At 69.9% G+C, this 12,756-nt stretch carries 11 protein-coding genes; 7 read left to right on the forward strand and 4 right to left on the reverse strand.

The genetic code is table 11. The features are described from left to right. Positions 1 to 27: 27 nt before the first annotated feature. The 3 genes from NWFMUON74_RS07260 (at position 28) to NWFMUON74_RS07270 (ending at position 3,082) form a co-directional block, all read left to right on the forward strand. Positions 28 to 2,196, forward strand: coding sequence for an ATP-dependent DNA helicase UvrD2 (locus NWFMUON74_RS07260; RefSeq protein ID WP_232111122.1), 2,169 nt, complete (start codon positions 28 to 30; stop codon positions 2,194 to 2,196). 106 nt (positions 2,197 to 2,302) lie between these two features. Continuing rightward, positions 2,303 to 2,635, forward strand: a complete 333-nt coding sequence (locus tag NWFMUON74_RS07265) for a hypothetical protein (protein WP_187687186.1) — start codon at positions 2,303 to 2,305, stop codon at positions 2,633 to 2,635. A gap of 162 nt (positions 2,636 to 2,797) precedes the next feature. Next, positions 2,798 to 3,082, forward strand: a complete 285-nt coding sequence (locus NWFMUON74_RS07270; RefSeq protein WP_425300410.1) for a WhiB family transcriptional regulator — start codon at positions 2,798 to 2,800, stop codon at positions 3,080 to 3,082. 89 nt (positions 3,083 to 3,171) lie between these two features. Here NWFMUON74_RS07270 and NWFMUON74_RS07275 read toward each other — a convergent pair whose 3' ends face one another. Both NWFMUON74_RS07275 and NWFMUON74_RS07280 read right to left on the reverse strand, forming a co-directional pair. Continuing rightward, complete coding sequence (locus tag NWFMUON74_RS07275; RefSeq protein WP_187687187.1) at positions 3,172 to 4,515, reverse strand: ABC1 kinase family protein; 1,344 nt, start codon at positions 4,513 to 4,515, stop codon at positions 3,172 to 3,174. Positions 4,516 to 4,813: 298 nt separating this feature from the next. Beyond that, positions 4,814 to 5,731 carry a TOMM precursor leader peptide-binding protein gene (locus NWFMUON74_RS07280; RefSeq protein WP_187687188.1) on the reverse strand — a complete coding sequence of 306 codons (918 nt, stop codon included), beginning with the start codon at positions 5,729 to 5,731 and terminating at the stop codon, positions 4,814 to 4,816. 434 nt (positions 5,732 to 6,165) lie between these two features. Here NWFMUON74_RS07280 and NWFMUON74_RS07285 point away from each other — a divergent pair, with 434 nt between their 5' ends. Further along, the gene (locus tag NWFMUON74_RS07285) at positions 6,166 to 7,176 is read left to right on the forward strand and encodes an FAS1-like dehydratase domain-containing protein (RefSeq protein WP_187687189.1); all 1,011 of its coding nucleotides are present in this window, start codon (positions 6,166 to 6,168) and stop codon (positions 7,174 to 7,176) included. A 9-nt stretch (positions 7,177 to 7,185) separates the two neighbouring features. Here NWFMUON74_RS07285 and NWFMUON74_RS07290 read toward each other — a convergent pair whose 3' ends face one another. Beyond that, entirely contained in the window at positions 7,186 to 8,139 is a 954-nt protein-coding gene (locus NWFMUON74_RS07290) for a sigma-70 family RNA polymerase sigma factor (RefSeq protein WP_187687190.1), read from the reverse strand. Positions 8,140 to 8,655: 516 nt separating this feature from the next. On the opposite strand from NWFMUON74_RS07290, the gene NWFMUON74_RS07295 reads away from it, so the two are divergent. Both NWFMUON74_RS07295 and NWFMUON74_RS07300 read left to right on the forward strand, forming a co-directional pair. After that, entirely contained in the window at positions 8,656 to 8,988 is a 333-nt protein-coding gene (locus NWFMUON74_RS07295) for an ArsR/SmtB family transcription factor (protein WP_187687191.1), read from the forward strand. Positions 8,989 to 9,094: 106 nt separating this feature from the next. After that, complete coding sequence (locus tag NWFMUON74_RS07300; protein WP_187687192.1) at positions 9,095 to 9,970, forward strand: TIGR03620 family F420-dependent LLM class oxidoreductase; 876 nt, start codon at positions 9,095 to 9,097, stop codon at positions 9,968 to 9,970. A 163-nt stretch (positions 9,971 to 10,133) separates the two neighbouring features. Here NWFMUON74_RS07300 and NWFMUON74_RS07305 read toward each other — a convergent pair whose 3' ends face one another. After that, a complete protein-coding gene (locus NWFMUON74_RS07305; RefSeq protein WP_187687193.1) occupies positions 10,134 to 11,543 on the reverse strand; it encodes a zinc-dependent metalloprotease in 1,410 nt (469 codons plus the stop codon). A gap of 50 nt (positions 11,544 to 11,593) precedes the next feature. Between NWFMUON74_RS07305 and NWFMUON74_RS07310 the strand changes: the two genes are divergently transcribed. After that, positions 11,594 to 12,619, forward strand: a complete 1,026-nt coding sequence (locus NWFMUON74_RS07310; RefSeq protein ID WP_187687194.1) for a YlbL family protein — start codon at positions 11,594 to 11,596, stop codon at positions 12,617 to 12,619. The last annotated feature ends 137 nt before the right edge of the window (positions 12,620 to 12,756 follow it).

Genomic DNA, 12,756 nt, shown 5'->3' on the forward strand with positions numbered 1-12,756 from the left:
CGATATCTGTCGGACCGCACTGACATGATGGTGGCCGTGCCCGCCCCGACCACCCCGCCCGCGCTGCGGCTCGACGGACTCGATCCCGAGCAGGCCGCCGCCGTCACGGCGCCCCGCGGGCCGGTGTGTGTGCTGGCGGGCGCGGGCACGGGCAAGACCCGCACCATCACCCATCGCATCGCGTATCTCGTGTCGGCGGGGCATGTGCGGGCCGATCAGGTGCTGGCGGTGACCTTCACCGCCCGCGCCGCGGGCGAGTTGCGCAATCGCCTGCGGGGCCTGGGTCTGGGCGGTGAGGCGAAAACGGTGCAGGCGCGCACTTTTCACGCCGCGGCGCTGCGGCAGCTGCGCTACTTCTGGCCGCAGATCATCGGCGATGTGCCGTGGCGGCTGATCGACAGCAAGTTCCCGATCGTCGCGCGGTCCGCGCAGCGGGTGGGCTTGTCGACGGCCACGGAGAGCGTGCGCGATCTGGCCGGCGAGATCGAGTGGGCCAAGGCGTCGCTGATCGCCCCGGAGGACTACGCCGCCACCGCCGCCCGGCTGCGACGCGAGCCACCGTACGAGGCGGGCAAGGTCGCCGCGGTCTACTCGGGATACGAGCAGTTGAAGAACACGGCCGACGGCCTGCTGCTGGACTTCGACGATCTGCTGCTGCACACCGCGGCCGCGCTGGAGGACTACGCCTCGGTCGCGGAGGAGTTCCGCGGCCGCTACCGCTGCTTCGTCGTCGACGAGTACCAGGACGTCACCCCGCTGCAGCAGCGCGTGCTCGACGCCTGGCTCGGCGACCGCGACGATCTGACCGTCGTCGGCGACGCCAACCAGACCATTTATTCGTTCACCGGCGCGAGCCCGAACCACCTGCTCGACTTCTCCCGCCGCTTCCCCGAGGCCACCGTGGTCCGGCTGGAACGCGACTATCGCTCCACGCCGCAGGTGGTGTCGCTGGCCAACCGGGTGATCGGCGCCGCCCGCGGCCGCATCGCGGGTACCCGGCTGCAACTGATCGGCCAGCGGCCCGAGGGCCCGGAGCCGACGTTCGCCGAATACGACGACGAGCCCGCCGAGGCACTGTCGGTGGCCAAGTCGATCGCGCGTCTCATCGGCAAGGGCGTGCCCGCCGCCGAGATCGCCGTGCTGTACCGGATCAACGCGCAGTCCGAGGCCTACGAGCAGGCGCTCACCGAGGCCGGTATCCCGTACCAGGTCCGCGGCGGCGAAGGCTTCTTCCAGCGTCCGGAGGTGCGCCAGGCGGTGCAGGCATTACGGCAGACGGCCGCCCGCGACGACCTCCCGGATGCCCGCGGCGCCGATCTGGTCAGCCTGGTTCGGGCGGCCCTGGGCCGATTGGGGCTCACGGCCACCGAGCCCAGCGGCGCTCAGGCCCGGGAGCGATGGACGTCGCTGGTCGCCCTGGTGCAGCTGACCGAGGAACTGGCCGACCACGATCCGGAGCTGGATCTGGGCGGCCTGCTGCGCGAATTCGCCACCCGCGCCCAGGCCCGGCACCCACCGACCGTCCAAGGCGTCACGCTGGCCTCCCTGCACGCGGCCAAGGGCCTGGAGTGGGACGCGGTGTTCCTGGTCGGTCTGGCCGACGGCACCCTGCCCATCGCGCATGTGCTCGGTGACGGCGGTGTCGTGGCCGACGAGGCCGCGCTCGAGGAGGAGCGTCGGCTGCTCTACGTCGGTGTCACCCGCGCGCGCGAACATCTGCGGTTGTCGTGGGCGCTGTCGCGCAGCGCGGGCGGCCGGAAGACGCGGCGCCGCAGCCGTTTTCTCACCGGTCTGGTGCCCGAGGATTCACCGGCCTCCCGCATCGCTCAGCCCCGCACCGACACTCGCAAGCGCAACCACCCGGCCTGCCGGGTCTGCGGTCGTCCGCTGCTGGGCACGAAGTCGACCATGCTGGGCCGCTGCTCGCGCTGCCCGGGTGAGATCGACCCCGTGCTGCTGGAGGCGCTGCAGGAGTGGCGGCGGGAGAAGGCCGACGAGCTGTCGGTGCCGAACTTCGTGGTGTTCAGCGACACCACGCTGACCGCGATCGCCGAACAACTGCCCGCCGACGACCGCGCGCTGGTCGCCATCCCCGGCATCGGGGCGAAGAAGCTCGGGCAGTTCGGTGCCGACGTACTAGCGATAGTCCGCTCGCGCGCTCGTGCGCAAGACCATAAAACTGCAGGTGAAAAATAGGTTGTGCGGTTGTGTAGGGCCGCCGTAGTGTGAGGAACACGCACCGGGAGGTCATTCCGGCGCGCACAGTGACCATTCGGACAACGAGAAGGAGGGAGGCAGACCCATGAACGAAATCGTGTACATCGCTTCGACCGCCGTTGCGGCGACGGCGATTCCGTCGGTGCCCGCCTCCCGGGGGGTCCTCGCCTTGCAGGGGACCGGTCTGTCCGGCGTAAGCATTCTCGGGGCCAGCGCCAAAGCCTCGACGCATGCCATCGATACGGACAAGCCCGAGCGGGGCTGGCACCCGGCCTTTGCCGACGCATTCGCCAGTGCCGACGCATTCGCCAATGCCTACGCAGCCGACCACCAGGCGGTCGGTATGCCGGCAGCCCGCCTCCGCCGCACCCACCCAGCGACCGTGATCAGGTCTCGACATCGAAGTCGACTCAGATAGGGAATATTTCCCCTGAGCCTCCTGGCCACGGATCGCCCGAAGCGAGACCGTGGCCATAGTTTCAACGGCCCTCAGCCACCGGCACCGGTTTCGCGGAAGACAACGAAACGACCGCTGCACGAGCTGAAGGAGACCGACGTGTCCACCGCGACCGTTTCTCGCGTGACATGCTGCACGACCGTGGCCCCGACCTCCCGCACCCGGGGAGTCACCCTCAACCTGCCCTGCCGGGTCGGCGACCCCGACCTGTGGTTCGCCGAGAGCCCCGCGCAGCTGGAGGAGGCGAAGGCCCTGTGCGCCACCTGCCCGATCCGCAAGGGCTGCCTCGCGGCCGCCCTGGACCGTGGCGAGCCCTGGGGTGTGTGGGGCGGTGAGATCTTCGACCAGGGTGTCGTGATCGCCCGCAAGCGCCCCCGTGGCCGGCCGCGCAAGGTTGCCGTGGCGTGATGGCTACGCACGACTCGAATATCGACCGAGCCCCGCATCTCTGTCCGAGGTGCGGGGCTCGCCCTTTCGGTCGGGTCGGTCGCCCGAATTCAGCTGGCGGTGCGGTATTCGGCGTAGCCGGGCACCCAGTCGTGCATCAGTTTCATGAACGGCACCTCGGCGTCGAGCTGCGCGCAGATGCCGATCGAGCCCATCAGCACCCGGAAGATCATCACGTCTTCAGGCGGAAGTTGCAGGGACATACCGGTTTTCATCTCGGGACGGCTCACGTCGGTGGCCTTGCCCGCGACCCGCTGCATCCACTTGCGGGTGAAGTGGAACGACTCGGTGCGGATGGGATCGGTGAACGGGCGCAGGTAGTCGGCGATCTCGCGATGGCTGACGGTGCGGCCGGGGATGACGAAACCGTTGGCGTACATCATGTCGGTCAGCTCGTCGAAGCGGTCCTCGACAGCCAGGGCCACCATCTGCCCGAGGATGGGCGGGAAGCCGTCGGGCAGCGGGGCGCAGGCGCCGTAGTCGATGACGGCCAGGCGGTCGTCGGCCAGCACCATGAAGTTGCCGGGATGCGGGTCGGCGTGCAGCTTGCCGACGATCGCGGGGGCGGAGAAGTGGAACTCGCCCATCAGCTCCGCCACGCGATTGCGCAGTGTGACGGTGCCCTCCGGATCCTCGTTGCCACGCTTGATGATCGCGGAAACCGGTGTGCCGTCCAGCCATTCGGTGACGATCACCTTCGGGGCACTGGCGACCACCTTCGGCACCACGAAGCGTGGATGCCCGTCGAAGGCCTTGGCGAACGCGCGCTGATTGGCGGCCTCGGTGCGGTAGTCGAGTTCCTCCTCGGTGCGCTCGGTGATCTCGGCGAGAATCGGCTTCACGTCGGCGCCGGGGATGACGGCGCCGATCATGCCGGCCATGCGGTTGAGCGTCTTCAGGTCGGCGCGCAGGGCTTCGTCGGCGCCCGGATACTGCACCTTCACCGCGACGGCGCGCCCGTCGGACCACTGCGCCTTGTGCACCTGGCCGATGCTGGCCGAGGCGGCGGGCTCGTCGTCGAAGTCGGCGAAACGCTGCCGCCAGGCCGTGCCCAGTTGCTGATCCAGTACGCGGTGCACGGCGGGTGCGGGCAGCGGCGGCGCCGCGGCCTGCAGTTTGGTCAGCGCCTCGCGGTAGGGCTCGCCGAATTCCTCCGGAACGGCGGCCTCCAGCACCGACAGCGCCTGTCCGAACTTCATCGCGCCGCCCTTGAGCTCACCGAGCACGGCGAACAGCTGCTCGGCGGTCCGCTGGTTCAGTTCGGCGTTGATCTCGGTCCGATCGCCCCCGGCCAGCCTGCGGCCGAATCCCATCGCCGCCCGGCCGGCGATCCCGAGCGGAATCTTGGCCAGCTTGGCATTGCGGGACGAAGGCCGACGCACAATCTCAGACACCTCACCATCATGGCCGACGTACCGCGCGCTGTGCCATGTGAATCGGGTGAACTTATCCCCCTCTCACGATGGTGTCGTCGGTCACAATCCTCACTTCCGCCTCATGATTTCCGCAGTGCGCCGGGGTCCACGCGGTCCGCCGAGGACCTGTCGCCACGACCGTCACCCGATACGCCGAGAACCGGCTCGACACCTCGGTGACACATCTCACCACCGCATTTCCCGCCGTGCCACGCCGCCCGACCAGCCGCTGACTCTCGATCAGCTGGTCGGTCGGCGAGCGGTGTGCTACCTGCGTTCACTGGTTCCCATGGACAGACGGCCTGCGCGGCACGCGTTCCGATGCCCCGCCCTGTTCTGCGGGCGGGGCGGTGAGGATGGCGCGGCAGCCGCAGGCCGGGTGCGGGGACCAGGTGCGGCGGTGGATGTGGTGCGTGTCCGGGTCGAGTTCCAGTGTGGTGTCGAGGGTTCGGGGTGGGGTGTCGGCGGCGCCTGCGAGGACGAGTTCCAGGTCGCGCAAAGCCAGGGCGGCGGTGGCGGCGATCATGGCCGGCGAGCCATAACCGATGCGGTCGAGGAGTTGGGCGGCCAGGTGCGGCCATTCGGCGTCCAGGTCCCGGCGGGTGAGGTCGGCGCAGCGCAGGCAGCTGGTGCCGCCCGGCAGCACCAGCGGGCCGACCACCCCGCGGCCGTCGCGGATGCGCACCTGCAGATGCGGAATCCGCCGCAGCACAAGGTCGTTGACCAGGTGCGGCTCGGGTACCAGCGCGTCGGCGAGCACCACCACGTCGGCGTCACGGCCCACGCCCGCGCCCGGAGTCAGATCACGGGACCGGCTGGGCCGCAGCCCCGATCGGCGCACGCCCGCGGCGAGGGCCTCCGACAGCGGGCCGCGCCCGTGCACATGTACCGCCCGCACCGCGCTCACCGACTCCCGCGGGCGCATCAGCAGTCCGGCGCGGTCGATCTCGCCGAGCAGCCGCAGCGCGTCGCTCGACGCGATCCCGAAACGACCTGCCTGCCAGATGATCTGCGGATGGCTGCGCAGACCGTCCAGTAGCTTCAGGAATTCGACGATCGGCTCGGCGCCGACTCCCGGTAGCCGCACCACCACCGCCCGCTCCGGATCCCACCCCAGCTGCACCGCCCCCGAAGGGCGCCGCAACACCGCCACTCGCGGATGCAACATCGGCCCGCGCGGCCGAAACATGGTCATGGCCGACAGTATTCGCGCCCACCGCCCCGGGCCAACGCCCGAAAGCCCTGGTTATCCACAGATTTCGGCTGTCATCCACAGGGTATTCGGCCAGGACATCCCCGTGTCCGCGCCCCGCTCGGTGGCGCCTTTCCCGCCGCCGCCCTCCGAAACCATCCCCAACTTGCCGGATCCGCACGGACCCGTCGAACCGGCTTGTGGAAAGCACGCCGATCGGAACCCGCGGAGCACCAAGGTTTTTCCGCCTTTCGCGACAATCCGGACGGCACGACCGCGGGCGTGCGATTCACAATCCGATCGGCCCGAACACGGTGATATCTCCAGACCATGGCTCCTCCCGGGTGACATCCGGCCGGGCCGGGAAAACAATGGTTGTCCCCTCGGGGATGCACTGGCCCGGTCGGCCCGGCCCGGATTCGCCGCAAAGGAGCACCATGGGAAGCGCATCCGTCGACGTCCCGCACGTGGCATCGAAGGAACAACTCCGGTCCCGCAACACCTTCACCGTGACCGCCGAGCACATCCGCGACTACGCGCGCGCGGTCGGCAACTCCGACCGCATTCATCTGGACGCGGACGCGGCCGCCGCGCGTGGCTTCGGCGCGCTGGTCGCGCCGCCGACGTTCGCCACCATGGTGTGGATGCGGGCCGAGGAGGAGACCCTGACCGCGATGGTGCCAGGTTTCCACATCGGCCGCATCCTGCACGCCGATCGCGCCCTCGACATCGTCCGCCCGCTGGTGGCCGGGGACCGGGTGAGCTGCGATGTGCACTTCGAATCGTTCCGGCACTACCGCGATTACGACATCGTCTCCATGGTGACCACCATGCGCGATCACCTCGGGCAGGTCATCGTGATCGGCTCGTCGACGCTACTGGTGCACACGCAGCGGCTCGCCGCCCGCCATCCCGGCGCGCACGGTGACGACCGCGGACTCGAACTCGTCCCCGCCCGGCGTCGCGCCCGCGTGCCGGGGCTGGGCGAACACCTGCCGATGCGGCAACGCGGAGTGGCGGTTCCGCGCCCGCGACCGGTCGTCGACTTCCAGGAGTTGCGGGTCGGCTACGAATTGCCGGTCCGGCGCCACGCGCTCGCGCCCTCCGACGTCATGGATCACGCGAGTGTGGTCGGCGCCCCGGGCCGTTTCGACGCCGACGGGCGCACGCCGGTCGGCGCGACACCGGGCATGCTGAGCCTGGGGCTGGCTGCCGGATATCTGTCGTCGTGGCTGGGCGATCCGACCGCGGTCGCCAAGTACCGGGTGCAGTACGCGCCGAAAATGCACTACCTGCCCGTGGGCACCGGCGAATCCACCTCGATCGAGTTCCGCGGCCGCGTCACCTGGCTCAACCCGACCCGCCGCACGGCGACCGTGGTCGTCGAGGCGATGGCGCAGAGCCGCAAGCTGTTCGGGTACGCCACGGCGGAGGCGCGCTTTCCCTGAGGCGGCCGATCAGCCCAGCAGGCCGTCGAGCACCCGCGTGCTGGCGGGCTTGCGGAGTTTGGCCATGCTCTTGGTCTCGATCTGCCGGATGCGTTCGCGCGAGACGCCCAGGATGCGGCCGACCTGCTCCAGGGTTCGCGGTTCGGTGCCGTCGAGACCGTAGCGCAGCACGAGTACCTGCGCCTCGCGCTCGGCGAGCGTGGCGAGCACGTCGGCGAGGCGGCCCCGGATGAGGGAGTCGGCGACCGTCTGCGCCGGGTCGGGGGAGTCGTCGGCGATGAGGGCGCCGAGTTCGGTGTCGTCGTCGCCGACCTGCAGGTGCAGCGAGATCGGTTCGCGGGCGTGCCGCAGCACCTCGCGGACCTTCTCGGCGGACAGGTCCAGTTCGGCGGCCAGTTCGTCGGCCGTGGCCTGGCGGCCGAGCTGCTGGTCCAGGGTGCGCTGGGCCCGGGTGATCCGGTGCAGGATCTCGGCCACGTGGGCGGGCAGGCGGATGGCGCGGCTCTTGTCATCGATGGCGCGGCCGACCGCCTGCTTGATCCACCAGGTGGCATAGGTGGAGAACTTCAGTCCGCGATGATGATCGAACTTCTCCACCGCGCGGATGAGACCGAGCGTGCCCTCCTGCACCAGATCCAGCAGCGACATGCCGGCCGGCGCCGGATAGCGCTTGGCGATCGAGACCACCAGGCGCAGATTGGCCTCGATCATGTGGTCCTTGGCGGTGCGGCCGGAGCGGGCCGCGCGGGTCAGCTCGCGCCGCTCGGCCGTGGTGAGTTCCGCTCCGTCCGTGGCGCTTTCGGCCAGCCTCCGCTCGGCCTCCAGCCCGACGGCCATCCGCTCGCCGAGCTCGAATTCCTGCTCGGCGGTGAGCAGCGCGGTGCGGCCGATGCGGTGCAGGTAGTCGCGGATCGGATCGGTGCTGACAGCCGCCGAGCGGTCGGTGGTGGGGCGAAAAGTCACGAAGGCCTCCGAGTGCGAGTGCGGCTGTGGGCTGTGCGAGGGGTAGGCGGCCGGTGGGCGGAACTGTACGGCGCGCGTCGCGCCGCCGGTGTGACGCCCATCCTACCGGCGGTAATCCCCCCGCACCCGCGCTCGTCCGAGGTCCACCAAATCGCCACGCCCACCCATATCGCGACCCGGCGGCCCCTTGTTGCCCCGCGGACTTGGCACCCCGGCGAATTCTGTTGCCACAGAGTTTGGCGCCCGGCGAGCTCTGTTGCCCTGCGAAGTCGTGCCGGGCCGGATCGTTGTTGCCTAGTGGGGGCCCGCTGTCCGGCAGATCCTCGTTGCCTCGTGAATCGCCGCGCGGTGGATCCTCGTTGCCTGGTGATCCGCCGCGCGGTGGATCGTTGTTGCCTGGTGAATCGCCGTCCGGCGGATCCTCGTTGCCTGGTGAATCGCCGTCCGGTGGATCGTTGTTGCCTGGTGAATCGCCATCCGGCGGACCCTTGTTGCCCCGTCGCTATTCTGGGGCTCATGGCGGAAAGTGTGGCCGCACCCGATCCTGAGTTGGTGCGTGCGTTGCGGGCGCTGGCGAATCCGCTGCGGCTACAGCTGTTGGCCTGGCTGCGCGATCCCGAACAGCACTTCCCGGTGGAGCGCGCGATCGCCGACATGAACGAGGTCGGCGTGTGCGTGAGTCATATCCAGGAGAAGGTGGGGCTGGCGCAGTCCACGGTGTCGGCGTATCTGGCCGAACTCGAACGGGCCGGGCTGGTGCGGTCCACCCGGGTGGGCAAGTGGACCCACTACAAGCGTGACGAGCGGCGCATCGCCCGGCTCGTCGCGGAACTCGGGCAGACCCTCTAGTCGCTCTCGAGCGGGAACATATCGCACTTCCTCGATAGTTCTAGGTATCGTACTTCCACGATATGACGATGCGTCTCGGCGCACGAACGGGAACGAGGAGATCGGCATGGGCACCATCGACGGCCTGGACCTGGGGACATACGGCATCTACACCTTCGACTTCGAGCACCTGCTCGCCACCGGCATGCGCGAAGCCATCCGCGAACTCGAACGGCAGGGCTGGCGAGCCTTCTGGTTCCCCGAGGTCGGCGGGCACGAGGCGCTGACCCAGGCCGGGCACCTGCTCGCCGCCACCGAACGGATGCACATCGTCAACGCCATCGCGCAGATCACGCCGCGGACGCCGAGCGCGACCCACAGCGGCGCCGCGCTGCTGGCCGCGGCCTACCCCGATCGGCATGTGCTCGGGCTCGGCGTCGGAGCGATCGCACGCAAGCCACTGGCCGCCATGGCCGAATACCTCGACGAACTGGATGCCCTGACAGACGACGGCCGGCCGCCCATCCGCCGCATCCTGGCCGCCTACGGACCCAAGATGCTGGAGCTGGCCCGCGACCGCGCGGCCGGTGCGCACACCTATCACGTCACCGTGTCGCACACCGAGCAGGCGCGAGAGATATTGGGCCCCAACAGCTTTCTGGGAGTCGAACACGCGGTGCTGTTCGAGACCGATCCGGACCGGGCGCGCGAGATCGCCCGCGAGCACCTGGTGCCCTACCTGACCACGCCCTACAACCTCGCCAAGTTCCACCGCCTGGGCTACACCGAGGCCGACACCTCGGGTGGCGGCAGCGACCGCCTCGTCGACGACCTGGTGTTCTGGGGCGAACCCGCGAGCATCGCCGACCGTCTGCGCGCCCACGTGGCAGCGGGGGCGGACCACGTCGCCGTGCAGGTCATCGGTGTCGAACCCGGTCGGTCGGCCGTCTCACAGTGGCGCACCCTCGCGGAAACCCTGCTCCCGCAACCTGTCACCGTCTGAGTACGCACTCCGGTCGCAACCTGCCCGGCGCAGCAACCTGCCCGGCGCAGCAACCGGCCCGGCGCAGCAACCTGCCCGGCGCAGCAACCTGCCCGGCCCGCGTGGCCTGGGCACGCACTTCGATGCCGTTGTCCGGTCGTGGCGCGGACCGAGAGTGCGGTGGTCAGGAATCGGTGTTGCCGGAGTCGCCCTGTTCCGGGTCCTCGCCTTTCTTCTCCGCCTCACGCTGTGCGCGCTCACGGGCCTCGGTCTCGGCCAGCTGGGCCAGCGGGTCGTCGAAAGCGTCGGTGCCACCGCCGATCACGCCGTCGATGAAGCCGGCCGGGTTGTCCAGATCCTCGGAGCTGGGCAGCAGGTCGGGGTGGGCCCAGATGGCGTCACGGGATTCGATTCCGGCGTCGGTGGTCAGGCGCTGCCACAGGGTGGCGGCCTCGCGCAGCTTGCGCGGCCGCAACTCCAGGCCGACCAGGGTGGCGAAGGTCTGCTCGGCCGGGCCGCCGGTGGCGCGGCGGCGGCGCAGTGTCTCGGCCAGCGCGCCCGCGCCGGGCAGCCGATCGCCGACCGCCTCGCTCACCACGACCTGCACCCAGCCCTCGATCAGCGCCAGCAGCGTCTCCAGCCGTTCCAGCGCGGCCTGCTGCTCCGGCGTGGTCTGCGGTTCGAACGTGCCCTGCGACAGCAACTCCTCCAGCTTCGAGGGGTCGGTCAGCGTCATCGGGTCGATGTTCTGGGCCGCCTCCTCGATCGCCGAGAAGTCCATCCGGATGCCGCGCGCGTAGTCCTCCACCGCGCCCAGCACCTGCTGGCGCAGCCACGGTACGTGCGCGAACAGCCGTTGATGCGCGGCCTCGCGGGCGGCGAGATAGACCAGGATCTCGCTCTCCGGCCGTTCCAGGCCCTTGCTGAATTCGGTGACGGCCGCGGGCAGCAGCGCCGCGGTGCCGGTCGGGCCCAGCGGCAGGCCGATGTCGGTGGAGGTCAGCACCTCCTTGGCCAGCTGACCCAGCGCCTGCCCGAGCTGCGAGCCGAACGCCAGGCCACCCATCTGGCCCAGCATGCCGATCATCGGCGCGGCGAACTCCTTGGCCTCCTCCGGCAGGGTGGCCGTCCACATGCCCGACACCTGCTGGGCCACCGGGTCGCACAGCCGCCGCCAGGTCGGCAGGGTCTCCTCGATCCAGTCGTTGGGCGTCCACGCCACCGTCTTCGAGGCGCCGGCGGGCAGCGTCGTGACCGGGTCCAGCCACAGCTCGGCCAGGTGGGCCGCGTCGGCTACGGCGCGCTGCGTGCCCGCGGACACCGGCTCGACGCTCGAGCCGAGCTGCTGGCGGGCCAGTCGCTTGGCGATGTCGTAGTTCACCGGACCGCCGGACTGCGCGCCCGGCTGCCCGATATTGGAGAACATCTGACCCAGCGAGGTCAGCATCTGCCCGAGCTGCGACGGATCGAATCCGCCCGCACCCGGACCTCCGATCCCGAACGGATTGTTCGCGCCGGAACCGGACTGATCGTCCCGCCGGTCGCGGTCGGGATCGTCATCGCGGTTCGAGAATCCGAATGGCACGTCGCTCATAACCCTCAGGCTACGCGGACGGCTCCACGGGAGCCGCTACTGTGTTGCGGGTGAATCGTCGGATCCTCACGCTGCTGGCTGCCCTGATTCCCGTCCTCGTGCTCGGTGTCGTCGGCAGCGCCGTCACGGTGCCGTTCGTCGCGCTGGGGCCCGGTCCCACGTTCAACACCCTCGGCGATGTGGAGGGCAAACAGGTCGTCGACGTGCGGGGCGCGACAGTGGATCCGACGGCGGGCAACCTCAACATGACCACGGTGTCCGTTCGCGACGGGCTGAATATTTTCGAGGCGTTCGTGTTGTGGGCCGACGGCCGCTACGGCTTGGTGCCGCGTTCGGAGGTGTACCCGCCGGGCGTGCCGCGTGACCAGATCGACAAATCCAACGAGCAGGACTTCAAGGACTCCGAGGACAACGCGGAGCTGGCGGCGCTGCACTACCTGAAGTACCCGACGACGGTCCGGCTGCGCACGGTCGCCGAGGACGGCCCGGCCAACGGCGTACTGCGCAAGGGCGACGTGCTGGTGAGCGTGGGCGGCAAGCCGGTCGCCACCGCCACCGACGTGGTGGACGCGGTCAAGGCGACCAAGCCCGACACCGTCGTGCCGATGGTGATCCGCCGCGACGGCGTCGAGCAGACCGTCGAGGTGAAGGTCGGTGCGCGGCCGGACGACAACTCCAAGGGCTACCTCGGCGTCACCCCCGAGGAGGTGCCGCAGGGCCCGCTGGACGTCACCTTCAACCTGGCCGATATCGGCGGCCCGTCCGCGGGCCTGATGTTCAGCCTGGCGCTGATCGACAAGCTGAGCCCCGGACAGCTCAACGGCGGCAAGTTCGTCGCCGGCACCGGCACCATCGACCCGACCGGCAAGGTCGGCCCGATCGGCGGCATCCAGTACAAGATGATCGCCGCCCGCGAGGCCGGCGCCGAGACCTTCCTGGTCCCCGCCGACAACTGCAACGAGGCGCGCCAGCGCATCCCCGACGGCCTGAAACTGGTGAAAGTCGAAACCCTCACCGGCGCAGTGCAATCCCTCGGCGACCTGAACTCGGGACGCGACACCGTCAGCTGCGGGTAGCTCGCGGCCGCACCTTCCCACGCCCCGGCAGGCCGCGCATCGCCCGCCTGTCCTCGCCCGCATTGCCGTGCCTGTGTAGGTGCCCGCTCCTGACGCCGTGCCCGTGCCCGTGCCCGTGCCCGTGCTCGTGCTCGTGT

Source organism: Nocardia wallacei (assembly GCF_014466955.1).
GTDB lineage: Bacteria > Actinomycetota > Actinomycetes > Mycobacteriales > Mycobacteriaceae > Nocardia > Nocardia wallacei.